The organism is Ochrobactrum sp. SFR4, from assembly GCF_019730395.1.
Taxonomy (GTDB): Bacteria; Pseudomonadota; Alphaproteobacteria; order Rhizobiales; family Rhizobiaceae; genus Pseudochrobactrum.
The window spans coordinates 1-24,332 of sequence record NZ_JAAPBB010000015.1 but is presented as its reverse complement, the minus strand read 5'-3'; the positions used below and the strand labels follow the sequence as shown (position 1 = coordinate 24,332).

At 50.3% G+C, this 24,332-nt stretch carries 26 protein-coding genes and 1 tRNA gene; 21 read left to right on the top strand and 6 right to left on the bottom strand.

Features of this window, described 5'->3' with window-relative positions; translation table 11 throughout:
* Positions 1 to 48 precede the first annotated feature (48 nt).
* The 6 genes from tatB (at position 49) to HBA93_RS15055 (ending at position 6,377) form a co-directional block, all read left to right on the top strand.
* Complete coding sequence (tatB, locus tag HBA93_RS15080; RefSeq protein ID WP_221723793.1) at positions 49 to 714, top strand: Sec-independent protein translocase protein TatB; 666 nt, start codon at positions 49 to 51, stop codon at positions 712 to 714.
* On the top strand, positions 711 to 1,547 hold the full coding sequence (gene tatC / locus HBA93_RS15075) for a twin-arginine translocase subunit TatC (RefSeq protein WP_121993398.1): 837 nt from the start codon (positions 711 to 713) through the stop codon (positions 1,545 to 1,547). Before tatB ends, tatC begins: the two co-directional genes overlap by 4 nt.
* Positions 1,548 to 1,702: 155 nt before the next feature.
* Complete coding sequence (gene serS, locus HBA93_RS15070; protein ID WP_221723792.1) at positions 1,703 to 2,983, top strand: serine--tRNA ligase; 1,281 nt, start codon at positions 1,703 to 1,705, stop codon at positions 2,981 to 2,983.
* Between the two features lie 137 nt (positions 2,984 to 3,120).
* Positions 3,121 to 3,798: a protein-L-isoaspartate(D-aspartate) O-methyltransferase gene (locus tag HBA93_RS15065; protein WP_502910122.1), complete on the top strand. Its 678-nt coding sequence runs from the start codon at positions 3,121 to 3,123 to the stop codon at positions 3,796 to 3,798.
* Positions 3,799 to 4,219: 421 nt separating this feature from the next.
* Positions 4,220 to 5,443, top strand: coding sequence for a LysM peptidoglycan-binding domain-containing protein (locus tag HBA93_RS15060; protein WP_502910124.1), 1,224 nt, complete (start codon positions 4,220 to 4,222; stop codon positions 5,441 to 5,443).
* Positions 5,444 to 5,582: 139 nt separating this feature from the next.
* On the top strand, positions 5,583 to 6,377 hold the full coding sequence (locus HBA93_RS15055; RefSeq protein ID WP_221723790.1) for an aminoglycoside adenylyltransferase family protein: 795 nt from the start codon (positions 5,583 to 5,585) through the stop codon (positions 6,375 to 6,377).
* A gap of 33 nt (positions 6,378 to 6,410) precedes the next feature.
* On the opposite strand, the gene HBA93_RS15050 is transcribed toward HBA93_RS15055, so the two are convergent.
* Positions 6,411 to 7,277, bottom strand: coding sequence for an ATP-binding protein (locus HBA93_RS15050; protein ID WP_121993403.1), 867 nt, complete (start codon positions 7,275 to 7,277; stop codon positions 6,411 to 6,413).
* A 468-nt stretch (positions 7,278 to 7,745) separates the two neighbouring features.
* Here HBA93_RS15050 and yajC point away from each other — a divergent pair, with 468 nt between their 5' ends.
* From yajC to HBA93_RS15030, 4 genes are all read left to right on the top strand, one after another.
* On the top strand, positions 7,746 to 8,087 hold the full coding sequence (yajC, locus tag HBA93_RS15045) for a preprotein translocase subunit YajC (protein WP_022711479.1): 342 nt from the start codon (positions 7,746 to 7,748) through the stop codon (positions 8,085 to 8,087).
* A gap of 290 nt (positions 8,088 to 8,377) precedes the next feature.
* Positions 8,378 to 10,627, top strand: coding sequence for a protein translocase subunit SecD (secD, locus tag HBA93_RS15040; RefSeq protein WP_121993452.1), 2,250 nt, complete (start codon positions 8,378 to 8,380; stop codon positions 10,625 to 10,627).
* A 188-nt stretch (positions 10,628 to 10,815) separates the two neighbouring features.
* On the top strand, positions 10,816 to 11,205 hold the full coding sequence (locus HBA93_RS15035; RefSeq protein ID WP_022711477.1) for an Mth938-like domain-containing protein: 390 nt from the start codon (positions 10,816 to 10,818) through the stop codon (positions 11,203 to 11,205).
* A gap of 4 nt (positions 11,206 to 11,209) precedes the next feature.
* The gene (locus tag HBA93_RS15030) at positions 11,210 to 12,085 is read left to right on the top strand and encodes a phytoene/squalene synthase family protein (RefSeq protein WP_353619365.1); all 876 of its coding nucleotides are present in this window, start codon (positions 11,210 to 11,212) and stop codon (positions 12,083 to 12,085) included.
* 136 nt (positions 12,086 to 12,221) lie between these two features.
* Here HBA93_RS15030 and trmFO read toward each other — a convergent pair whose 3' ends face one another.
* Positions 12,222 to 13,625 carry a methylenetetrahydrofolate--tRNA-(uracil(54)-C(5))-methyltransferase (FADH(2)-oxidizing) TrmFO gene (trmFO, locus tag HBA93_RS15025; protein ID WP_122093980.1) on the bottom strand — a complete coding sequence of 468 codons (1,404 nt, stop codon included), beginning with the start codon at positions 13,623 to 13,625 and terminating at the stop codon, positions 12,222 to 12,224.
* 395 nt (positions 13,626 to 14,020) lie between these two features.
* Entirely contained in the window at positions 14,021 to 14,173 is a 153-nt protein-coding gene (locus HBA93_RS15020) for a DUF1127 domain-containing protein (RefSeq protein ID WP_022711474.1), read from the bottom strand.
* Between the two features lie 449 nt (positions 14,174 to 14,622).
* Between HBA93_RS15020 and HBA93_RS15015 the strand changes: the two genes are divergently transcribed.
* From HBA93_RS15015 to HBA93_RS14995, 5 genes are all read left to right on the top strand, one after another.
* Positions 14,623 to 15,039, top strand: coding sequence for a hypothetical protein (locus HBA93_RS15015; protein WP_221723789.1), 417 nt, complete (start codon positions 14,623 to 14,625; stop codon positions 15,037 to 15,039).
* Positions 15,040 to 15,055: 16 nt separating this feature from the next.
* The gene (locus HBA93_RS15010) at positions 15,056 to 15,994 is read left to right on the top strand and encodes a sterol desaturase family protein (RefSeq protein WP_121993406.1); all 939 of its coding nucleotides are present in this window, start codon (positions 15,056 to 15,058) and stop codon (positions 15,992 to 15,994) included.
* Positions 15,995 to 16,087: 93 nt separating this feature from the next.
* On the top strand, positions 16,088 to 17,263 hold the full coding sequence (locus tag HBA93_RS15005) for a DUF2157 domain-containing protein (protein ID WP_221723788.1): 1,176 nt from the start codon (positions 16,088 to 16,090) through the stop codon (positions 17,261 to 17,263).
* Entirely contained in the window at positions 17,260 to 17,841 is a 582-nt protein-coding gene (locus tag HBA93_RS15000; protein ID WP_122093942.1) for a GDYXXLXY domain-containing protein, read from the top strand. The genes HBA93_RS15005 and HBA93_RS15000 overlap by 4 nt, the downstream gene beginning before the upstream one ends.
* A gap of 133 nt (positions 17,842 to 17,974) precedes the next feature.
* Positions 17,975 to 18,057, top strand: a tRNA-Leu gene (locus tag HBA93_RS14995).
* Between the two features lie 421 nt (positions 18,058 to 18,478).
* Here HBA93_RS14995 and HBA93_RS14990 read toward each other — a convergent pair.
* Positions 18,479 to 18,661, bottom strand: coding sequence for a hypothetical protein (locus HBA93_RS14990; protein WP_022711084.1), 183 nt, complete (start codon positions 18,659 to 18,661; stop codon positions 18,479 to 18,481).
* A gap of 290 nt (positions 18,662 to 18,951) precedes the next feature.
* Complete coding sequence (locus HBA93_RS14985) at positions 18,952 to 19,245, bottom strand: hypothetical protein (RefSeq protein WP_221723787.1); 294 nt, start codon at positions 19,243 to 19,245, stop codon at positions 18,952 to 18,954.
* Between the two features lie 324 nt (positions 19,246 to 19,569).
* Between HBA93_RS14985 and HBA93_RS14980 the strand changes: the two genes are divergently transcribed.
* From HBA93_RS14980 to HBA93_RS24230, 6 genes are all read left to right on the top strand, one after another.
* Positions 19,570 to 19,809, top strand: a complete 240-nt coding sequence (locus HBA93_RS14980; RefSeq protein WP_353619367.1) for a helix-turn-helix domain-containing protein — start codon at positions 19,570 to 19,572, stop codon at positions 19,807 to 19,809.
* The gene (locus HBA93_RS14975) at positions 19,806 to 20,264 is read left to right on the top strand and encodes a hypothetical protein (protein WP_221723786.1); all 459 of its coding nucleotides are present in this window, start codon (positions 19,806 to 19,808) and stop codon (positions 20,262 to 20,264) included. Before HBA93_RS14980 ends, HBA93_RS14975 begins: the two co-directional genes overlap by 4 nt.
* Before the next feature lie 181 nt (positions 20,265 to 20,445).
* Positions 20,446 to 20,964, top strand: coding sequence for a YfbU family protein (locus tag HBA93_RS14970; protein WP_221723785.1), 519 nt, complete (start codon positions 20,446 to 20,448; stop codon positions 20,962 to 20,964).
* 188 nt (positions 20,965 to 21,152) lie between these two features.
* Positions 21,153 to 22,052, top strand: coding sequence for an Abi family protein (locus HBA93_RS14965; protein WP_221723784.1), 900 nt, complete (start codon positions 21,153 to 21,155; stop codon positions 22,050 to 22,052).
* 142 nt (positions 22,053 to 22,194) lie between these two features.
* Positions 22,195 to 22,689 (top strand): hypothetical protein, encoded by a 495-nt coding sequence (locus tag HBA93_RS14960; protein ID WP_221723783.1) that lies wholly within the window; start codon positions 22,195 to 22,197, stop codon positions 22,687 to 22,689.
* 97 nt (positions 22,690 to 22,786) lie between these two features.
* Positions 22,787 to 22,921, top strand: coding sequence for a hypothetical protein (locus tag HBA93_RS24230; RefSeq protein ID WP_256377855.1), 135 nt, complete (start codon positions 22,787 to 22,789; stop codon positions 22,919 to 22,921).
* Here the strand turns inward: HBA93_RS24230 and HBA93_RS14955 are convergent.
* On the bottom strand, positions 22,915 to 24,225 hold the full coding sequence (locus tag HBA93_RS14955; RefSeq protein WP_221723782.1) for a hypothetical protein: 1,311 nt from the start codon (positions 24,223 to 24,225) through the stop codon (positions 22,915 to 22,917). The two genes, HBA93_RS24230 and HBA93_RS14955, sit on opposite strands and share 7 nt — an antisense overlap.
* Positions 24,226 to 24,332 lie beyond the last annotated feature (107 nt).

Below are 24,332 nucleotides of genomic sequence, written 5' to 3'. Positions count from 1 at the left end.
CTTTGGCCGGTTGCCGGCCAAAGACGCAGATGATGAAATGGAACGCCGATGTTAGATATAGGCTGGTCGGAGCTTCTGGTAATTGCGGTTGTTATGATCGTTGTTGTCGGCCCGAAGGATCTTCCGAAAATGTTGCGCGCCTTTGGCAAGGCAACAGGAAAGCTGCGCGCCACGGCGAACGAGTTCCGGACGCATTTTGATGAAGCTATGCGCGAGGCAGAGCTGGACGAAGTCAAGAAAACGATTGACGGCGTGAAGCAATATGACCCGCGTAAAACGGTGACGGATATTTTTGAACCGGTGCGCAGCGCCGGTGATGATTTGCGTGCCAGCCTGAATAATGCATCACCGAAGCCGGAGGAAACACCGGCTGTGCCTATGGACTCGCCGTTGGATCTCTCTGAAATCAAAGAGGAAGAGGCGAAAGCGACAACGCCTGCTGCACAGCCCGTTGTTGCAAAGCCTTCGGTTGCCAAAACTTCAGCTGCTGGTGCGGAACCTGTTGCCGCAGAGCCGGTGAAAAAAATCACGAAGCCAAGAGCTTCAAAAGCTGCGGCTGACACGGCGGGTAGGCCTGTTGCAAAGAAAGCACCAGCAAAAAGCAATTCTGCTGTGAAAACTGCACCGGTAAAACAAGCCGCAGCGAAAAAAGCTGCCGCACCCCGTGCAAAAGCTGCAGTAAAAACAACGAAAAAGACAGGAACTGAGCAGTGAGCAGTGATCAGGATGAAATAGACCAGAGCTCTGCGCCATTGCTTGAGCATCTCATCGAGTTGCGCCGCCGCCTGATCTGGTCGATTGTAGCTTTTTTTCTGGCCTTTATACTCTGTTTTGCTTTTGCCAAGCATCTCTTCAATATGCTGGTTCTGCCTTATCAATGGGCGCTGGACTGGGCAGGTATGGATCGCAGCAAAGCCGCATTGATCTATACCGCACCGCAGGAATTCTTTTTCACGCAGGTGAAAGTAGCGATGTTCGGCGGTCTGGTTCTTGCCTTTCCGATGATTGCTTCGCAGATCTACAAGTTTGTTGCACCCGGCCTTTACAAGCATGAGCGCATGGCATTTCTGCCGTTTCTGGTTGCCTCGCCTTTGCTGTTCCTGCTGGGCGGTGCACTGGTTTATTTCTTCTTCACACCGATGGTGATGTGGTTTTTCCTTGCTATGCAGCAATCCGGTGTGGGCGGTGAAGTGCAGATTTCGCTACTGCCGAAAGTGTCGGAATATCTCAGCCTGATTATGACGCTGATTTTCGCCTTCGGTCTGGTATTCCAGCTACCGGTTATCACATCGCTGATGGCCAAGGTCGGACTGGTGACTGCACAGGGGCTGCGGGATAAGCGCAAATATGCGATTGTGATTGCTTTTGTGGTGGCTGCCGTGCTGACACCGCCGGATCCGGCAAGTCAGATCGGTCTTGCTATACCGGCAATCCTGCTCTACGAAATCTCGATCTGGCTGGCACAGATGATTGAGAAAAAGCGTACTCAGGCCGAGATTCTCAATAATCTTACGCCTGCAGATGATAATGAGCAAAAATCGTCCTGATTTTCGTATTATGTGATAAAAATTGAAGGCAGCATTTATGCTGCCTTTTCATGCATTGCAGCGGATCAGTTATGATCGTGTTGCGATATAAGAGCCTGCCGTAACCGCTTGTTGTGATTACGGTGAACCTGAACCTAAAAATAACGGTACTTCCAATGCTGGACATTAAATGGATACGCGAAAACCCTGAAGCTCTTGATGCTGCCCTTAGTAAGCGCGGAGCCTCTGCTGTATCCTCCGATGTGTTGGCGCTGGATGAAGCCCGCCGTCAGCATATCGCCAAGGTGCAGGAAGCGCAGGAGCGCCGCAATGCCGCCTCGAAAGAGATCGGCAAAGCGATGGGCGAAAAAGATATGGCAACCGCTGACCGCCTGAAGGCGGAAGTTGCCGAACTGAAAACCTTCCTCACAGAGGCTGAAGAAGAAGAGCGCCGTCTCGACAAAGCGCTCAATGATGTTCTCTCGAGCCTGCCGAATGTGCCTTATGACAGTGTTCCTGTCGGTAAGGATGAGAATGATAATGTCGAGACACGTCGTGTCGGCAATATCCGTAATTACGGTTTTGAGCCTAAAGAGCATTTTGAACTGGGCGAAGCCCTCGGTCTGATGGATTTCGAGCGTGCAACACGCATGTCCGGCTCACGTTTTACCGTGCTGAAAGGTGCACTTGCGCGTCTGGAACGTGCGCTTGGTCAGTTTATGCTTGATCTGCACACCACGGAACATGGTTATTCTGAAACCATGGTGCCGCTGATGGTGCGTGATGATGCGGTTTATGGCACAGGCCAGCTGCCGAAATTCTCGGAAGACCTGTTCCGCACCACTGACGGCCGCTGGCTGATCCCGACTGCTGAAGTGCCGCTGACCAATCTGGTCAATGGCGAGATTGTGGATGGCGCTGAATTGCCGATGCGTGTGACTGCGCTGACACCTTGCTTCCGCTCGGAAGCCGGCTCTGCCGGTCGCGATACACGCGGCATGCTGCGCCAGCACCAGTTCTGGAAAGTGGAAATGGTATCGGTCACCGATGCGGAAAGCTCGGAAGCCGAACTGGAACGTATGACCAGTTGCGCTGAAGAAGTTCTGAAGCGTCTTGGTCTGCCATTCCGTACCGTTACACTTTGCACCGGTGATATGGGCTTCGGCGCTCAGAAAACCTACGATATCGAAGTATGGTTGCCGGGTCAGAACACATTCCGCGAAATCTCAAGCTGTTCTGTTTGCGGCGATTTTCAGGGACGCCGCATGAATGCGCGCTACCGTGCCGCCGGTGAAAAAGCGACCCGTTTCGTTCACACGCTGAACGGTTCCGGTGTTGCTGTTGGCCGTGCGCTGATCGCTGTGATGGAAAATTATCAGGAAGAAGATGGCAGCATCACCATTCCTGAGGCTCTGGTGCCTTATATGGGCGGCATGACCCGTATCGAAAAAGCCTGATATTTAGGTGTGCATTTAAGAAATGCCGGAGGCGGAAATGTCTCCGGCATTTTTATTTTTCTGCATTATCTCTGAATTTACAATTTTGAAGGATGATGCTGCCTGATTAGCTATAAATCTGACTTCGGGCAGGGTTCATGAATATTCATATGCGGGCAAGTACGGGTAAATATCGCATGAGCGGCAAAGAAGGTTTTGCCTCTTTTGTATTGCGTATGCGCAGTCGGGGTTTGCATGATCCGCGTTTGTTTGCAGCTATTGAAGCGACGCCGCGTCAGCATTTCATTAATTCTGCCTATCAGGATTTTGCCTATAGCAATCGTGTTTTGCCACTGGCTTGCGGCGAATCAATTGAAGGGCTGGACGATCAGGCGCGTTTTCTCTCGGCTTTGTCGCTTGAATCCGGACATCGCGTGCTGGAAATCGGCACAGGGTCGGGCTTCACTGCCGCTGTTATGGCGCGCCTTGCCGCGCGTGTGACGACGATTGAGCGTTATAAAACTTTGGCAGAAGCAGCGCGTAATCAGTTTCAGGCGCATCAGATCGAAAATGTTGTTTGCAAACATGCAGATGGCCGCCATGGTGTAGCCGGCGGTCCTTACGATCGTATTATTGTCTGGCTGGCATCGGATGCAATACCAAGGCAATATCTGGATTTACTGGCAACGCATGGCGTGATGATTGCGCCGGTCGGGCAGGCTGACGGGCAGCAGGTCATGTGCCGCATGGCTAAAGTCGGCAGCCGCTTTGAGCGCGAAGACCTGATGATGGTGCGCTATCAGCCGTTTATCGAAGGCTCTGCTGCGTTTCTCTGAGGCTGCGACTGATTTATTTCCCTGTTTTATGGTTGGTACAGTGGTCTGACAGGCTTCGGAGTAGCTTGTCGTGTATCAAATTTGCCTGATTTAGCGATTATGGTATCCGTTTGATGAATCTTTTAATTTTTTTGCAGCAATTTTAACCAGCAGGTAACATTAACGCGCTTTAATAAGTCTACTTAGAGTTTCGGGTATGGACGGGTTGAATATGCGTAGAAATGTTTTGCATCATGCGTCCGAGCGTCTTTTGCGTCATAGCGCGGTCATCCTGCTTGCAGGTGTGGTTGCTGGCTGTAGCGGGGATATGACACGCTTTACGGATGGCCTTACGACTGGATCGACGAATAATCAGCGCGCGATTATGCAGTCACAGAATCAGTCCTCACAGCAGAATAGCGGCGCGGATAATTATCCGTCTATGCCGGCTGCGCAGCGCGTAGCTTCCGGTAATGTGCAGCGTAATGAGTTGCCGCCGGTAGGGACTGCCGCACCGATGGGGGCTGCGCAGGTTGTGCAGAATAATGTTCAGTCAGTACGCGATCAGGCGACACAGCAGGTTGCAATGGCTGGCAGCAATATGACCAATGCTGCGGCAGCTTCGGTGAACAGTGCAATGGTACAGCCGGGTGAAACACTTTACGGCGTTGCGCGCCGGTTTAATGTGTCGCCGAGTGATCTGATGGCTGCGAATAATATGACTGACCCGAATATGTTGCGGGCAGGGCAGACACTGACAATTCCGGGCGTTAAAGCCGCTGCGGGCGGCGCACTGGTTGCTGCTGCCAATGGCGGTACGCAGACCCTTGGTCAGTTGAAGTCAAACGGCACACAGGCTGTTGCCAATGCCCAGCAGGCCGCAACGAATAAAGTGAATAATGCTGTTGCCAATGCGGGTGCAAAAGTGGCTGCTGCGACCGGTGGTTACACTGTGCAGAGCGGCGATACACTGCATGCGATTGCTCAGCGCAATGGTGTGACAGCTGCAGCTCTCAAGCAGGCTAACGGTATGAGCGACGGTACAATCCGCGTCGGTCAGTCTCTCGTGATCCCGGTTGCCGCAACTGCTGCTGCAACGCAGGTTGCGGCTGTTGCCAAGCCGGTTCAGGCTGCGGTAGATACGACAGTTAAAACAGCTTCAACCCCGCCTGCTGCTGCAAAACAGGTGCCGGATGGCAGCGTGAAACCTTATACACCGCCGCAGGCGAGCAATAAGGTGATTGAAGAGGCCGAGCAGGATGTCGCCATGGCGCCTTCTGCAACCGGTATCTCGCAGATGCGCTGGCCGGTGCGTGGCAAGGTGCTGACCAGTTTTGGTCAGCGTGACGGCGGCACTGTGAATGACGGTATCGATATTATGGTGCCGGAAGGTACGCCGGTTAAAGCGGCTGAAAACGGTGTGGTCATCTATGCCGGTGACGGGCTGAAGGAATTTGGTCAGACTGTTCTGGTGCGCCACGAAAATGGTCTTGTGACTGTCTATGGTCATAACAGCAAGATCAATGTACAGCGTGGTCAGAAAGTGCGTCGCGGTGAGGAAATTGCCCGCTCCGGTATGAGCGGCAATGCGAAATCACCAAAACTGCATTTTGAAGTGCGTAAGAATTCAACGCCGGTTAATCCGTCGAAATATCTGGAAACTTAAAATTTTCCAATGAGATAGAAAAACCGCTTCGGTCACAGGCCGGAGCGGTTTTTTGCTTTAGAGCGACCTTTGTTTACCAAGTCTGGCACGCGGCGCTCTAATATTGGCTTTCACAAAGTTTGTCCGGCAGAACAGAGCAATGATGTCACCTGAAATAATAAAAACTCCTGCAGAGGCGGAGAAGGCATTTGCTGTTGTGCGTGATTGCCTCGGTAGTGCTTTGCTTGGTTTTTATTTGCATGGTTCGGCTGTTGCCGGTGGTTTGCGTCCGAATAGTGATGTGGATGTGCTGGCTGTAATTAATCGCCCGTTAAGGGAAGTGGAGCGACAGGTTTTAACATCTGGATTGCTCGAGGTTTCAGGGCGTTACCCTGCACCGGAAGGAGCGCCACGTCCGCTTGAACTGGTTATAATGCAACAGGCTGATCTCTCCCCGCTATCTTATCCTGCAAAGTGCGAGTTGGTTTATGGTGAGTGGTTGCGCGATGAGTTTGAGGCCGGTGGCGTAGCGCAAAAGGTGAGTGATCCTGAATATACGTTGCTATTGGCACAGGCACGTCAGCAAGCTGTGGTGCTTTATGGTGCGCCGCTTGCGGATTTTATGACAGATATTTCTCTGGACAATATTCGTCAGGCGATTGCTGACGCATTAGCAGCGCTTATTCTTGATGTGCAAGGCGATGAGCGCAATGTGTTGCTGACATTGGCACGGATGTGGCGCACTGTCGTTGACGGTGATTTTTTGCCGAAAAATAGCGCTGCTGACTGGGCAATCCCGCGTTTGCCGGAAGAAGCCGCTTCTTTGCTGGAGCATGCGAGACAGGATTACTTGTCAAATAGCGGGTTTGACTGGCAACAGCAGCAACAGGCAGTTCAGAGAACAATTGTGCTGTTAAAAAAACATATTGAGGATAATCTACCGCAAAACTTGTGAGGTTTTGCGGCAAATAAAGCGAAAATCACCTAATCAGGCGCTTAAAGCGATACCAAGCCTTCCGGCTAGATCTTGTACATATTGCCAGGCAACACGGCCTGAACGGTTGCCGCGTGTGGTTGACCATTCGAGAGCTTCCGCATGCAGTTTTTCAACAGGGTAGTTGAAATTGTAATGCGCGGCATAGCCATCAACCATCGCCAGATAATCATCCTGATTGCATTTATGGAAGCCAAGCCACAGACCGAAACGATCGGAGAGAGAGACTTTTTCTTCTGTCGCTTCAGACGGATTGATAGCGCTGGAACGCTCATTATCAATCATTTCACGCGGCATCAGATGGCGGCGGTTGGATGTGGCATAGAAAATCACATTGTCAGGACGGCCTTCGACACCACCTTCAAGCGCCGCTTTCAGTGACTTGTAGGATGTATCGTCATGGTCGAAGGACAGGTCGTCACAAAACAGAATGAAACGGTAGTCACTCTCCTTGATGAGATTCATCAATACCGGCAGGCTGTTGATATCTTCGCGGTGAATTTCAATGAGCTTCAGTGGTTTTTCAGCGGTTTGATTGACTGAAGCCTGCGCGGCTTTGACCAAAGAGGATTTACCCATGCCGCGTGCGCCCCAGAGCAGCACATTATTTGCAGACAAACCACGGGCAAAACGCTCGGTATTGCTCACCAGCTGATCGCGCACATGGTCAACACCATGAATGAGGCCGAGATCAACGCGGTTGACCTTTTTAACCGGTGCCAGTTCAAGGCGGGAAGGCTCCCAGACAAAAGTATCAGCACTCTCTGCCTGTAACGGTTTTGGGGCAGGTGGTGCCATACGTTCAAGAACAGCCAGCAGCTGATCCAGTTTGGCACTTAATAATTGCTCAGTCGTGTTCATTTTAAAGCCTGTATTCTATCCGCGGCACTCTTGTATCCGGTCCTCAGACTTATGACGGGATGCAAGAATGCCCGGATTTTAAGTAAAGCACTTGAGCTGTAGCTACCGGCTTTACCGGACTGTTTCTGTTTGCTTCTTAAAGACTGTCTTCAAGAACAGGCTGACTTTAGCAAGATTATTGTCTTTGAATAGTACCCATGGGTACGGTTGTGTGAAAATATTGTATTTATGCCGGTAACCAAGGCCGGAGTGAAAAAAATGATGGCCGTACTGGTAAAGTGGATTAAGAATTTGCATCTATGGTTGCATAACGGCGTATAACCGTTGTAATGCGCAGTGAATGAATTTGATGCATGCCGGTGAAATATGACGGCTTTGGTTACATAATTCCCTAACCCGCAATCGGTTTAAGGAATTCTGCAGCCGAGAAGCATCGGACAGTTTTCAGTTTGACGAGGAGTCACTTTCATGTTTGTTACCCCTGCTTACGCTCAGGCCGCCGGTGGTGCCGGTGGCGCGGATATGCTGATGAGCATTCTGCCGTTTATTCTTATTTTCGTTGTTATGTATTTCCTGATTATCCGCCCTCAGCGTAATCAGATGAAAAAACGCGGTGAAATGCTGACCAATATCCGCCGCAATGACACAATCATTACCGGTGGCGGCATTATTGCTAAAGTTACCAAAGTGATCGACGACAATGAACTGGAAGCTGAAATTGCTGACGGTATCAAGATCCGCGTTCTGCGCTCCACCATCGGTGATGTGCGCACCCGTGGTGAACCGGTTGCCGACAACAAGAACAAGTAAGCTTATTGCTTATTGTTATTAAAGCCCGCTTTGAGCGGGCTTTTTTATTGGTCTGAATATATAATTTGATGTGCTGCAATAGCGCATCATCAGCTTAAAATCTGCGCCATCCGCCTGTGTGCCTGCTGAGATTTGTACGAATCACGTATAAGATCAGAAAATGAGGTGGTGTAAGCAGAATTTGCCGTGTTCTATTCGGCGGTTATTCTCAAAACATCACTGTTACGTCTGATCCTGTCTGTTTTGCGGGTTTGCTGCAAAGCGGCATCAATTTTACGGATGGATTGCCGATGCTCTATTTCCCGCGCTGGAAATCGGTACTGATCTGGCTGGTCGTTCTGGCCGGTTTTATCTTCGCGTTACCTAATTTCTTTTCCGCACAGCAATTGTCGGGTCTGCCTGGCGGTTTCCCGAAAGGGCAGATTATTACCGGTCTTGATCTGACAGGCGGTACGCGTGTTGTTCTGTCATCGCCTAAGATTACTGCGGAAGATCTGGATAAAACCGCAGCCGTTATGGCCGACCGTCTGTCTGAACTGGGCTATGATAATGCCCGTATCAATGTGCAGAACAAAAACCAGATACGCGCTGAAGTGCCGGATGTTTATGATGCACAGCTCATCAAAGATCTCCTGAGTCTTAAAGGGGACATCAGCTTCCGTCAGGCGAAAACGGTGACTACGCCGGATCCGCTGGCAGAGGGGCTGGTTCCGCAGGATTCGGAAGTCATCTATTCGTTCGATGATCCGCCGGTTGGTTATATTGTTAAAAAAGCACCGGTTCTTACCGGTAAAGACATTGCAGATGCGGAAGTCGGCGTGAATACCGCACAGGATTCAGTGATTACCATCTCTCTGACAGAAGAGGGTAAAAAAGGACTGGCCGACTTTACAACCAAAAATACCGGCTCTGTTCTTGCTGTTGTGATTGATAATCAGATTGTGTCGGCTCCACGTATTCAGGAAGCAATTACGACCGGCAATCTGCAGATCACCGGTGATTTCGATCTGGAAACACTAAGCAATCTTGGAGTTGTTCTGCGTTCGGGGCCGCTTGCTGCTCCGGTTCAGGTTCTGGAAGAGCGCAGCATCGCATCGGCACTTGGTCAGAATTATACAAGCTACGGACTGATTACTGCGCTGAGTGCGCTTGTGGTTGTCGCCCTGTTTATGGTGCTGTCCTATGGTTTGCTTGGCCTGATCTCTGTGATTGCGCTTGGCGTCAATGTTATGCTGATGATTGCCGTCGTGTCATTCTTCGGCGTTGCAGTCGGGCTGGCAACCATTGCCGGTCTGGTGCTGACAATCGGTATGGCGGTGGACAGCAATATTCTGCTGTTTGAGAAAATGCGTGAAGATCGCCGTAACGGTTATTCTGTTGTACAGGCGATTGAATCCGGTTTTTCCCGCGCGCGTGCCTGTGTTGTGGATGCCAATCTGACAACGCTGATCGCCGCATTGGTCCTGCTGATGTTCGGCAGCGGGCCGTTGCATGAGTTTGCGATCATCGTGACCATCGGTGTTGCGACGTCACTTTTCACGACCTACACCTTCTCCCGTCTCTTGATTTCTCTCTGGGTTCGCCAGTCGAAACCAACGGTGATTCCGGCACGTTTCCTCAAGCTGGTGCCAACCAATACCAAAATCGGCTTTATGAAACTGAGCGGCATTACGGCGATTATCTCTGCCGCAGTCTGTGTGACTGCCCTCGTGTTTTATTTCACTTTGGGTTTGAATTACGGCATCGATTTCGACGGCGGTTCTTCAGTCGAGCTGCAGTCGCGTGAAGGGCCTGCGGATCTGGATGATATTCGTTTGCGTCTGTCTGAGCTGAATATTGACGGTGCGCGGGTGGTGCAGGGTAAGAATGAAAATCTTGCTGAACTGCTGATCGGCTCGCAGGATGCCGGTGATGATGCCGAGCAGACCGTAGTCGTGAAATTGCGTGACGAGTTCGAGCAGGATTATGATTTCCAGCGTGTTGAAGTGGTGGGACCTACAGTTTCCGATCATTTGTCGCGTATTGGTAATGCAGCACTCGGACTGGCACTGATCGGCGTTTTTGCCTATTTGTGGCTGCGTTTCCGCTGGCAGTTTGCTGTCGGTGCGGTACTGGCAACGACGCATGATATTATCATCATGATCGGTGTTTTTGCGCTGTTCCGCTTTGAATATAATTTGTGGAGCCTTGCGGCGCTGCTGACGGTTATCGGTTATTCGCTTAACGATACGGTGGTCGTGTATGACCGCGTGCGTGATAATTTGCGCCGCTATCCGCAAACACGGGTCAGTATGCTGGTGGATGCTGCGATCAATCAGACGTTGTCCCGCACAATTCTGACCTCACTGGTCACGCTGCTGGCGCTGATCCCGCTCTACATCTTTGGCGGCGCGGATATTGGTTCCTTTGCAGTGATGATGTCGCTGGGGATTATTATCGCGACCTATTCGTCGATTTATATTGCGGGGCCGTTGCTTTGGCTGCTCGGCATCAGACCGTCAGATGTCAGCGAAAACGCGGAACCACAAACCGCAAGCTGACCAATCAGCAAAATATAAGAATAAGCATTGCCCGCAGAAGCTCCTGCGGGCAATGCTGTTTTATCAGACTGAAATGCACTGTAATAAACTGGTAAAACTCCCATATTGTTGTAGAAGGGGCGCATATCAGTGCTTGCCATCCATGCGGGGCTGAGCAGATTATAGTGCTCAAGATAAAGAGAGACGAAATGAACACTGGCATTGAAATCCGTGAGGCGCATTTTCCGGGACGGGCACCGATTGATGCCTATGGAAATGGCGGGTTTCGTTTTGCGGAAATGTCGCATCGCGGTTCATTAATGTGTCTGCCATCCGGCATTCATGGCTGGGAGCCAAAACAGTCACCAATTCTGACCGTGGCTGATCTGGATATGATCCTGCAACAGGCAAGCGATATTGAAATTCTGCTGGTTGGCACGGGTATGGATCTGCGCCGGATACCGGAAGATGTTAAGGCTGTGCTCCGTGAGCACCGCATTTCATCCGATCCGATGAGCACCGGCGCTGCTGTGCGCACCTATAATGTGCTGCTTGCGGAAGACCGTGCCGTTGCCGCCGCTCTGATTGCCGTGGAGTGAGAGCGTGGCTGAAACTGACAATAAAGCCGTGACACTTTCAGCGGCCGAGACCGGACATTATCAGCATTGCCTGCAATTTCTGCGCCAGAGTGATTTTGACCGCTATCTGGCTGTGCTTTATGCGCCGGAAGATAAGCGGCCTGCGCTTGCTGCACTCTATGCATTCAATGCAGAAATCGCCCGTATCCGTGATGTGGTACATGATGCATTGCCGGGAGAAGTGCGTCTTCAATGGTGGCGTGATCTTATCAATGGCACCGAACATGGTGCAGTGACCGGTAATCCGGTGGCGGCTTTGCTGCTCAAGGCGATTGGTGAATATCAGCTGCCGCGTTCCGTATTTGATGCCTATTGTGAGGCGCGGATTTTTGATCTCTATAATGATCCGATGCCGAGCCGCAATGATCTGGAAGGCTATTGCGGCGAAACCGCCTGCGCCATTTTGCAGATGGCGGCAATGATATTGGATGCCGGTGCGGCGAAATCCTCGGCTGAACTCTCCGGCCATGCGGGTGTTGCGCAGGCAGTCAGCGGTTTACTGCGACTTATGCCTTTGCATCGCCGCCGCGGGCAGGTCTATGTGCCGGAAGATATGTTGCAGGCTGTGGGTGTTTCGACAGAGCAATTTATCAAGGGGGATGACAAAGCGGCGATGCAGCGTGTCGTGGCTGTGGTGACAGCTTTGGCGAAGGAGCATTATGCGGCTTTTGAAAAACAGCCTATGCCGGCAAGCCTGAAAGCAGCCTATCTGCCGGTGCGTTTGGTTCCGTTGGTGCTGAAGCGCGCGGAGCGCAAGGCTGATCTGGTGGCCGGGCAGGGCATTGACCTGTCACAATTACGGCGCCAGTGGATATATCTGAAATCCTCACTCAAATCATAGAGCGGTTTCCGTTCATATTGAAACAATAGAACCGCTCTGTCCTTTTGTTTTACGCATTATCCTTACGCAAAACCGGTTTCCACTTTTGCTGGAAATGCTCAAAAAAAAGCCGCCCTTTGAGGCGGCTTTTTAAATGTTACTGCTGTTCTTGCAACCAGACTTTGAAGTCATTGAGAGCCCGTGCGCTGAGAGCACGTTTTTTGGCCTGTGTCTTTTCCTTGCCGCGCAGGCGTACGCCTTCCTGTTTCGGAACTGTAACTTCAGGAAACAGTCCGAAATTCACATTCATTGGCTGGAAAGAACGTTTGCCCGGTTCATCATCACTGACCAGGTGACCGCCGGTAATGTGATTGAGCAAAGCGCCAAAAGCTGTTGTGACGGGCGGTGGCGGCAAAGTCTCACCGCGCTGCTGTGCAGCTGCAAAACGACCGGCGAGCAAACCCATTGCTGAAGATTCCACATAGCCTTCACAACCGGTAATCTGGCCTGCAAAACGGATCTGCGGGCGGGATTTTAGGCGCAGACTGGTATCAAGCAGGATCGGCGAATTGAGATAGGTATTGCGGTGTAAACCGCCGAGACGGGCAAATTCCGCATTCTCCAGACCTGGAATCATGCGCAAAATCCGGGTCTGTTCGCCATATTTCAGTTTGGTCTGGAAACCGACCATATTATAGAGCGTGCCGAGTGCATTATCCTGACGAAGCTGCACAACTGCATAGGGCTTCACATCGCGATTATGGGCATTAGTCAGTCCCATCGGTTTCATCGGGCCGTGACGCAATGTTTCAGGGCCGCGCTCTGCCATCACTTCAATCGGCAGACAGCCGTCGAAATAAGGTGTGCCTTCCCATTCTTTGAACTCGGTCTTTTCACCATCAATCAAAGCCTGAATGAAAGCCTGATATTGCTCTTTATCCATCGGGCAGTTGATATAGTCTTTGCCTGTGCCGCCCGGACCAACTTTGTCATAGCGCGACTGGAACCAGCAGATATCCATATTGATGCTGTCAAAATGGATGATCGGCGCAATCGCATCAAAGAAGGCGAGGGAATCGGCTTCGGTTTCCTGTGCGATTGCCTCCGCCAGTTCTGCGGCGGTCAGCGGACCGGTGGCGATGATGGTATTGCCCCAGTCTTCCGGTGGCAGGCCTTCAACCACTTCACGCTGAATAGTGATGAGCGGATGCGCTTCAAGCTTTGCAGTGACTGCATCAGAGAAGCCGTCACGGTCAACCGCCAGCGCACCACCGGCCGGAACCTGATTGGCATCGGCGCAGGCCATAATCAGCGAATTGGCCAGACGCATTTCAGCATGGAGTACGCCAACGGCATTGGTTTCAGCATCATCCGAGCGGAAGGAGTTGGAGCAGACAAGCTCAGCCAGTCCGTGGGTCTTATGCGCATCTGTACCGCGCACCGGACGCATTTCATGAATGATGACGGGAATGCCTGCTTCAGCAATCTGCCATGCCGCTTCGCTGCCTGCGAGGCCGCCGCCGATAATGTGAACAGGTGAATAGGATGATAAATTGGACATGCTTTGTCCAATACCGCTTTTACAACGCAGCATCAATCACCTCTGTGCCAGATCACAAGCTTTTGCGGATAGGAATAATGGATAAAAAAATAGCCCTGTCGCAGGAGGGAGGGCGACAGAGCTATCTTAAGGAGGACTGATATGGGGGGATATCAGTCAGCGCAGAATGGAGGACATAGTCCTGACAGCGCTATGCCTGCTGAAAAACGGGAGGGACAACAGCAGGCAATAAAACATGACCGGTACGGGAGGAGGAATACCGGTCATGTAAGGGGAGGATGTTTATCCGTCTGTGCCGGTGGTTGAAAAACTCCGGCACAGATATTTCGTGGCATACATACTATCAGTTCAGGCGAATTCCCGATCCTGACAGTTTTAGCAATGACTTGCTTAAATTACATACCGGCAGTGTTGGACTTGCGGGCGATGTAAGGAATGTCGGAGCGGGAGATACCGAGGTCACCGAGTTCACGATTGGACAAACGGTTCAGTTCGGAAACTGTGTCACGGTAACGGCGCCAGTTGTTGAAAGAGCGAATGATGTTCATTTTTAAAACCCTCGATTGTGTTCAGTTGTGTTGTGTAATCTGTTGTCCTGTATATAGCCCGGGTGATCAGAAATGAGGAGAGACAAGATTGCATAGCTCCTCTGCGAGCCTTGCAGACCTCATTTAAACGATTTAAATCGCTATTTAGTCGCTATTTGGACAAAATTGGTGCCGGTCGCAATTTTCGTTCGTTAAACTATGATTGCGGGCAATTTAAATGCGGTATGACGCATTAAGCCTCACAAAAATATCGCCTGTGGGTTGTGTAGAAATTGTGACATTTCAAGAGCTATGCAAGGCGACACGGCATTAAGGTTAGTGACTGGTAAAATTGCGGGCTGGTTGTTGAGTGCCTGTGCGATTTTTGGATACTTGAATGCGGGGAATTTTCGTGGGAACCTTGCTTTCATGAAGGGGAACGGCTTGTTTACAGGGGGAGATCAGGTCGCGTGCTGAGTTTGCCTGTACTGATTGGCATGATCGTTGCCGGTATTATCGCTGGCGCAGTGGCTGTCCATCTGCTTGGCGGTAACCGGCAGGCGTTTTTAAACAGTGATAAGGATGTGCTGGAGCGTTTCCGGCAGGATTATCCGGAAAGCCTGATCACCCGCATTTATTATACTCAAGACCGGCGCACTGCTTTTTTTGACTTGCCGCAGCAGGGAACCGGCATTGTTCATGCGGTGGGTGCTAAATTTTTGACACGCATTTTAAAAGCGCAAGATATTGCGGAAATCCGTAAGCAGGACGAAACAAGACTGTTTCTGCAGATGCATGATTTTACATGGCCTGTGGCTGTTTTTTCTTTCGATGACAAAAAGACACGCGATCAGGTCTGTGAATGGCTGGCGCGGCCTCAACAATAAAAGGGGAGTTGTCTTTATGAATGATCCGGCATTCTTCGACGTAACACTGCTGGCAGTGCCTTTATATCTCCTTGCGATTATGATTGAGCTGGTTGCTGTGCGCTATTGGCACCGCAAGGGCGAATTTGAGACCCGTGATGCGCTGACCAGTCTGCTAATGGGCACCGGTAATGTTGTGGCAGGGCTGTTGCTCGGTTTTGTGTCTGTTACAGCTTTGCTGTGGGTATGGCAGTTCCGTTTCTTTGATCTCGGACTGCATTGGTGGGTCTTTATCGCTGCCTTTATTTTCGATGATTTGCGCTATTACTGGTATCACCGCATTGCCCATCGGGTGCGCTGGGTCTGGGCGGAGCATGTCAATCATCATTCCAGCCAGCATTATAATCTGACCACAGCGCTGCGTCAGTCATGGACAGGGCAGATCACCGGCATGTTTATATTGCAGGTGCCGCTGGTATTGCTGGGCTTTCATCCGGCAGTTATTGCTTTCGTCTATGGATTTAATCTGATCTACCAGTTCTGGATTCATACCGAGGCAATCGGCAAAATGTGGAAGCCTATTGAGTTCATATTCAATACGCCGTCGCATCACCGAGTGCATCATGCAACCAATCCGCGATATCTGGATGCGAATTTTGCCGGCACCTTGATTATCTGGGACAGATTATTCGGCACATTTGTGGAAGAACTGCCGGAAGATATGCCGCGCTACGGGATCGTGCGCAATATCGGTACTTTCAATCCGGTGCGGGTGGCATTTCATGAATGGGCGGGGATGATGAAAGATGTGTTTGCGCCGGGGCTGAGCCTGCGGCAAAGGCTGATGTATATGGCAGCGCCGCCTGGCTGGAGCCATGACGGCAGCCGTAAAACATCGGAAGATCTGAAAGCGGATTATGTGCGCCTGAACCCTGATGAAGCCGGTAAGCCGGGATTGCCTGAGCGTTCGTCTTAATTTAACACGATAGTAAAGCTATGCGCTCGTCTATTGCATCGGGCAGGTTTGTTCTCATGCAAGCCGGAGCAACCATTATAACAGGATCGCCATTTGTCCATTTTTGTTTCCCTTGCAAGTCAGATCGACCAGTGGCAGTCACAAGGGCTGCTGGATCAGGAAACCGCAGACAGGCTGCGTCTTGATGTTAAAACCCGCAAGAACGGCTTTGGTATTGGCGGTGTTCTCGCCGTGCTTGGCGCATTATTGCTTGGCGCAGCGCTGATCCTGTTTGTTGCAGCCAATTGGGAAGTCATACCGCGTGTCTGGCGCGTGGCGCTTATCCTGTTTGTCATGTGGAGCGGTTATCTTGGCGGCGCATGGTTGCAGAGGCGCAGCGAAAGCGGGCAGGGCAGCACATTGGCGGCGGTTTTTGCACCGGCGCTCTATCTGCTCTCGGCAATTACCTATGGTGCCGGTATCGCGCTGATCGGGCAGATGTATCATATGTCCGGTGATATGACGACGGCGGCGCTGGCATGGGGCGTTGGTGTGCTGATTGCTGCAGTGCTGCTGCGCGCGCCGATTTTGACCGCTGCGGCATTGGGTATCGGTGGCTTTTATCTGTCAACCGTGCTGAATGAGCTTGGTGGGCAGGTCAATCTGGTTGCATCTTATCGCTGGGTTATGCCGCTTTATATTCTCGCCTGTGTCGGAGCCATTATCTACACAAAAGCGGATAAGGCCATGCATTTGCTGGCAGCGCTGACACTGGCTTATTTCCTCACTTTGTATTTTGATATTGAAAATCAGGCGATCTTGATCCTGATGATTGCCCTCGGTGCTGTGCTGGTGATTTGTCAGGGGCGTTGGCCGGCGTTTGAACGTTACAGCTACGGATTTGGCTCGCAGCTGGCCGGTTATGGTCTGGCCTCGTTGCTGATCGCGCTGTTTATCTTTCAGGTTGAGCATAAAGACCTGTTCAATAGTTATGAGGCCGGTGCCGATGCGGTCTATTCGCTGGCAGCGATTGCCATCTGTGTTTTTGCGCTGATTATTGCCGGTGAAAAAAGCGGACAATTACGCTGGTTTGCCTATGCCGGTTTCTCGCTGCATGTGTTGTATCTGGCCACACTGACAGTGGGGACAATGATCGGCACATCGGGTGTATTCCTTATCGGTGGTTTGTTGGTGATGGGCTTGGCTTATCTGGTTACCCGTATGGAAAAATATCTGCATGGCTCAACTGTTAAAGCGGTGTCCGTTCATGATGGGGAGCAGCAGCCATGAGTTTTCTTAAAAAGCGCTGGCTTTATGTCGCTGCCATTATCGCGGCATTGTTGCAGTCAGGTGTGATGCTGGCAGGTGTTCAGCAGCGTATCAGTATTTTGCGCAGCGGTTCGGAAGTGGTGCTTCGGACTTTGCCGGTTGATCCGCGTGATCTGATGCGCGGCGATTATGTTATTCTGAGCTATGAAATTTCCCGCCTGCCTGCTCGTATGATTAGCGGTCAGCCGCAACGCAAAAGCGGCCTGAACTATATTTATGTGGTGCTGAAGAAACAGGCCGATGGTTTGTGGGAGGCACAGCGGGCGCAATTTGATGTTCCGGATGCATTAAAGGACGGCGAAATCTTTTTGCGCGGAGAAGTCGAAGCGCCGTTCCAGTTCTATGATGATAGTTCAACCCTTCCTGTTGTTTATGGAATTGAGCGCTATTATGTGCCGGAGGGCGAGGGGCTGGCAGTTGAAAATGCCCAGCGCGACAGCAGCGTTGATATTGTTCTGTCAGTGAATGAAAAAGGTGTCGCGGCGATCCGCGCGCTCAGAATTGACGGCAAACAGGTTTTTGATGAACCGTTGTTCTGAGTGAGATTACAAAGGGGAAATGATAAGATCTGTGTATGACAGTCTCTTATCAAAAATAATCTGTTTTTCCCCTTTGAAGCCGGAAAATTGAATGCTATAGAGCGGCGCACATCAAAGCATACGTGCTTCGGTTGCGGATATGGCGAAATTGGTAGACGCACCAGATTTAGGTTCTGGCGGGAGACCGTGGGGGTTCGAGTCCCTCTATCCGCACCATTTATTTATAAAATATCAAGCAATTTCAATGTCTTGTGAGGGATTGATTTTTCTCAATCCACCCCTGCATCCACCTTTTAATCGCTGGTAGGATTATAGCTTTCAGCGTCTCTATTATGTACGGTAGCGCTGGTTTCTGCTCTGTTTTCTCCTCAGAGTTTGCTATACCCCCTCCTGACAAAACCGACATAACCGACGAAACTGATTTTGAGCGGTTTTTTGAGCGCCCGAAAACTCCTACTCCACATGCGTAATGATGTAGGATTAATCGGTGAATCTCCCCGACTTTGTCTGCCTAGTTCGTCCGTCATGTTCGTTACAATGCAAGAAGTTGCCTATTTCAGCCTATTTTACGCTCTCACCCACCTTTTTATGGAGTGACAAAACTCACGCTGATACGGCGCTGTTTTCAGCATGAATACTATGCGCCAGCCCCGCCCATGATACGGCGCGGTTCTTCTCGTTCATCCACATAATCATCATCGCAATCTTCAAAGTCTGCATCACCGTCAAATTGATCTAAGAGAGCAATTGCATCCTCAATCCACTTTTCGAGCAACCGTCTACGGAAACTATGAATGACAGGGCTATTGATCTGCTTCATCGCGTATCCCTTTAGCTTCCGGCAGCAACCAGAATGAAAACTTTCTGCTCACTCTGAGAATTGCAAGCGCTATCCAAACACGAATGAGCGTCATTACTTTGCCTCCGTACGAACGGCTTCAATAATCTCACTGGCATCATTGATATGCTTTTGTGCGACTATGCATACCTGTTGGATAGCTTCTATCTGCCGTTTGTCGGACAGGTCACATGCTGCCATGAATATAGCTTCAATCAAATGACCGGATATGCTCAGCAGATCATTTGCGCCTAGTAGACTGTGTGAAGCGTTCATTCTGATACCTCCAAGCGGCCTAACCGATCCAGCTTCTCGTGAAAATCTACGAACACATCAAGCGCATGATTAATCACAGTCGAGATACTGCTAGCATAGCGTCTGGTGTGTTCCGCACTCCCGTCTGCATCAAGGTCATTCACCGCCAAAGCGCAAACATCAAGTAAAGCCATAGCTGTAAATGGTAGCTGCGCATCTTTCTTCGTAAACTTTAGCGCTGGTCGCATGGTGGCTGTCTCGCCCAATTTGCCTGCTGGCGTTAGTTTTATGTCTGGCACCGATCCACTCATGATAGCTTCTCCAATAGTTGTTTCGTTTGGCTCAGGGCATCGCGCATTAGTTCGCAAGCCTCATGCATCAACTCGCAGGTTTCTTCTCGAGGCGGTAACTGGTTCTCAGCAATATCCAGAGCCAGAAATATGCTGTCGTGAATTTCACATGCAGTCTTATATGCAGGCATACCTTCGGCGCTTGCCGGAACGGGTGCGTTTGGCATTGGTTGCTCCAAGTCAACGAAAATCATCAATAAATGACAGTTATCACTCGTTAAGGTTAATCGTCAACAGTTTTCGTTATTTCTTGATGAAATTAATTCGTTGCGCTATAAAGTAGCCATGATGACACCAGCACAATCAAGAGCCGCTAGAGGCTTAATCGAGTGGTCACAAGAGCAGCTTGCAGAAGCCGCGCACTTAGGGCTTTCTACTATTCGCGATTTTGAGAAAGGTCGCCGCGTACCCACACATAATAACCTCACCGCCATCAAAAGGGCGTTAGAGGATGCAGGCGTGCAGTTCCTTGAACATGGGGGAGTGTCAGCGGGCGCTGGTGTGGCAATAAGGGCTGACAAATGAGCGACGAACGCTTGTTAATACCGCAAGACCCTGAATACTTTCAGGCCGTAGGACTAGCCGCAATCGCATTTGCACGGTTAGAGTGGAACGCAGCTTGGTGTTGTGAGCGGCTTAAACCCAATTACATCGGCACAATCGAAACAAAGAAAAAGACGGCTGGAACAATTGCTAAAGACCTGAAAATACTTTTCTCGCGGGTTGCAGACCAAACACTTCGCACCAAGATTGCTCCTTTTGCGGAACAGTTCGAGTTATTGGTAATAGAGCGCAATGGCCTATTACACGGGAAACCTGCCACTTCCAAAAACAATGAGCAGCGGTTATTTCGGGGTGGTGATGAATGGACGATTGCAGCAATCAATGATTTTGCAGACCAGTGCGTGATTGCCGGAAGACCTCTTAATGCATTGCTTTACAATGAAATGTCGGATGGAAGCGTGATAGATCTGCATTGAAGCAAGTATAGCGGCGCGGGGGTGAGGTTGAAGAAATGAGAAACAGCCAGAAATAGAATAATGAAAACACTTGCCCGCGTTCGAATTAATTTTTAATAGATCAGCGAATGTCTTTCTACCAATGCGGAGAAATGCGATTGTTTCAAACTAGCCTATGAAATTGATTCGTAAAGGTAAATTCGTGTCAAAACTATCTGCCGCTGAACGTGCTATTCTCATCAACCAGTATCGCATCATGGGTCTAATCCAAGGCGATGAAAATGCGTACAAAAATCACATACGGGTTTTGTCCGATGGCTATGAGCTTGAATACGACGATTATATTGATGGGCTTCATGAGCCGATGCACGAAGATGAATCCAAATTCGTACAGGACATTTTGTGGCTATACTATCTGTTGAAGCTGGCAAAGAATAAAGAGGCACTGGAAAACTCTGGAGGGGACCGTGATATATCTGGTCGCTTGCGCTTTGAAAATTTTGAGCCCAAATTTCCTGGCTTTGATGGTAACAGTGAAGCTAGCTATTTGAGCTATGCTAATTTTTTGATCCATGAGGAAGGCAAATTTAACGAACACAAACATTATCTGAATGCTCATGGGGCTCATAAGAATTATCACAAAATGCTAGAAGTCTGGACGAGTTGGGGCAAGCCAACCGATATGACAGAGGCGCAAGCTGATGAGCTACTTGCACTATGACTGCTCTTGCAGCTTGAAGAAATTCAGCAGACCAAATTAATTTATATCAAAAGTCATATCACTAGTTGTCAATACGTATCAAATACGCCATATAGATACTAACAAGACCCGCCACGCCTCGGACATAGCTTCGGCTTTGAACTGCGCACCCCGGCGGGTTTCTTTTTATCTGCGCTAGGAATCTGGATTTGAAATTCTCCAAACCCTCCCTTTCCATCGACGACCAGATAAACCGCCTCCAGCATCGAGGCATGATAATTAATGATGTTCCGAAAGCGCGACATTATCTTTCACATGTCAGTTATTATCGTCTTAGGGCATATTGGCTACCATTTGAGTTTCCTGCTGAAAATGATGGCGACCATGCCTTTATTGCTGGAACATCATTTAATGATGTGTTGTCGCTCTACGTCTTTGACAGGCAGTTACGTCTTCATATCATGGATGCAATAGAGCGTATTGAAGTCTCTTTCCGCGGAGCTTGGGCGCATCATCTAGCGATGAAGTATGGCTCTCACGGTTATCTTGATGCAGCTATTTATGGGCGCGCAGACTATTACGCTAAGGCCTTCGCATCTTTGATTGATGAAATCGGAAAATCAAAAGATACATTTATCGTTCATTATAGAGCGAAATACGACGACCCGCCACAACCACCAATATGGATGATTGCGGAAATCCTTTCACTCGGCCAGCTTTCTAAATGGTATGGGAACCTTAAACATCGTTCTGATAGACAGGCCATTGCCAAAACTTATGGCCTTGATGAAAAAGTAATGGTGTCGCTTGTTCATCATATCGCCTACGTCCGCAACATTTGCGCTCATCATGGCAGACTTTGGAATAAACAGTTCATCGTAACCATGTCTGTACCAGCATCGCCAACCGCAATTAAATTAGCCATGAACGCCACTGAAAAGAGGCGGCTATACAATTCACTCGTTGCACTTGGGTATTTGATTAAAATCGCTGCTCCTGATTCAGAATGGCGGCAAAATTTAATTGCCTTAGTGGATAGCTGCCCTTTAGCCGCCCCGCAGGAGATGGGATTCCCCGATAACTGGCGCACTTTAACTTTCTGGCAGTAAGCCCAACCCTCACTGTTCCTTCACTGTTAGCAGTGAGGATTTCAGAGCAGCGCCCCACTGATGCGCCACCGTTCCAAGCGGGGATATTGCGACCTCAAATCCAAGCTGATTTATTTGTCCTTGAATAGTAAGGGGCAGAATCATGAGCGAAGAAATAGAACTCAATAACTTTCGCAGAATTCCAGATGTTGGCGCAGAAGTTGGTTACCTAATTATGTCGTGCTCAAATCTTGACTGCTGGATATTTCCTGCAATGTCATTATTGCTAGATGGCAATAAAGATGCGGCACGCGTTATCATGTCCACTGTTTCAAACTTAAGTCCAAAATTCGAAATCCTGTGCGGAATTGCAGAGCCCAAAAAGAACAATTACGCACTAGCGCATAATATATCCGCGCTAAAAGCTGATACTCAAAAAGCTATACAATTCAGAAACTACGTGGCTCATGGCATGTACTGGTTTAATGCTGATGGAGATCCGTTTTTAACTCCTCGTCATTTTGGGAGCGGCAAGAAACAAGATATATCCTTAACCTCAGAGGCGATTAGACACCATACAGAAACCATCAAAGAGCTAACTACATGTATTCGGGCCTCTGTCGGGCCATTTAGCCCTGAAGATATCACGGGCTTTTAATCGTGCTTCTAAAGCTTTTGCGGCGCCTTAGAGACTGCCTGGCTGCTTATAGATAGAATTTGCTCGACATTTTCACTACCAGTACTATGGTTCGCTCATGCAAAACAATCCTCAGCCATTCGCCCTTATCGGTTACATCATCGCGGCAGCTCTGTTGCTGCCGCTTGGATGGTGGTTGAAAGCGAATTATGCGGGGGATCTAGCCGCATGGATGCGCTCTTTCTTTTACTGACCAGCCATTACTGCCCCACTACGGGCAGGTATAGCCAACATTTCAGATAGCTTCTCCAAGGCTCTCATATAGGTCGGCTTAATTGCGGCTTGTTGTGCTGCGATAATAAGCGCCTGTGGGTGCTCATTTGTCAGCAGGTTTGCCATTTGCTGCAACACCTTGTCATTCGCGCTATTCTTAAGCCAGCGGCCACCACGGGTTACACCTGCGGTCAATGCCCCGACCGTTAACGCGCTACCCCAATCGCCGGTATAAGCACCATAGGCACCAGCGCCAGCACCAATCCCAAGCTCGGCCAATTGGCGGGCTGTAGTGGAATTGCCCATTGCCCCGCGCAACCGGTCGGCCAAATCCTCAACACGGACATAGGCCTCAATCTGCTTCATCTTCTGAGCGCCAAGCACCATTCCCATACTTTCCCGTGCTGACTGAGATTTGAATACCTGATTAATCACATTTGAGCGGTCATTGGTCGCTTTGATCCTGTCTATCAGTTCAGAAGCATAACCGGTTGCAAAAGCCTGTTTTTCAGTTCCATTGAAGGCATTAAATGCCTGCCGCACTTCCGGCACACTGCGCGGGGAGTTAACAAACTTGCGACCAGCGTCGAGCGCATCATCTGCACCAAAGAAACCGGAAGCACCTTGACGCGCCTGTTTATAGGCTGGAACTGCCGTATCCAGTTCAGAGGTCAGCTTGTTTTTAATGGCGGTAAGATCAGCCGCAAACGTAGCATCGCCACCTTTCTGCGCTGTGCCAATCTGACTATCAAGATTGCGCTTAACATGATCCCAAAACTGCAAATTGGGCGCAACGAGCGTTCCGTCTGCTTTTTGAGACAGCACATAAGCCCCTTGGCTATTTATCGTGAACGGATTGCCGATTTCCTTGAAACCCTGAACCGCGCCTCTGTCTGCGCTGCGTGTTGGTACATCAGCAACAGCCTTTCGCAGTGAAGGCGACTGCATAAGGTCTTGCAAACCTTTGGTATAGACCTGCTGAGCATGTGGGGCGCTGTATGCTGCATCATAGGCGGCTTTATTGTGGTATCTGGCCTGCTCCTGCAATGCGTGTCTGTAGCCAATATCATCAGCGTTGCCGCCAACAATCTTTTTAATGAACTCGGTCGCTCTTTGGCCTTGTCCAGCAAAGCGGTCACTGGCTGTCCGCTCGATTACTGCTCTGGCCTCTGGTGACTGGTTGGCAACAGAGCGGGCAAGAGCGCGTGTTGTTTCGCCGCCGATATCTGCATTCACAATCGGGATATTATTCGCCTGTGCAATCTGCCTGTCCGCAGCGCTCATTATCGACTCCGGGCCACCCCGCGCCTCCCGCCCGCCCCCCCCCCCCCCCCCCCCCCCCCCCCCCCCCCCCCCCCCCCCCCCCCCCCCCCCCCCCCCCCCCCCCCCCC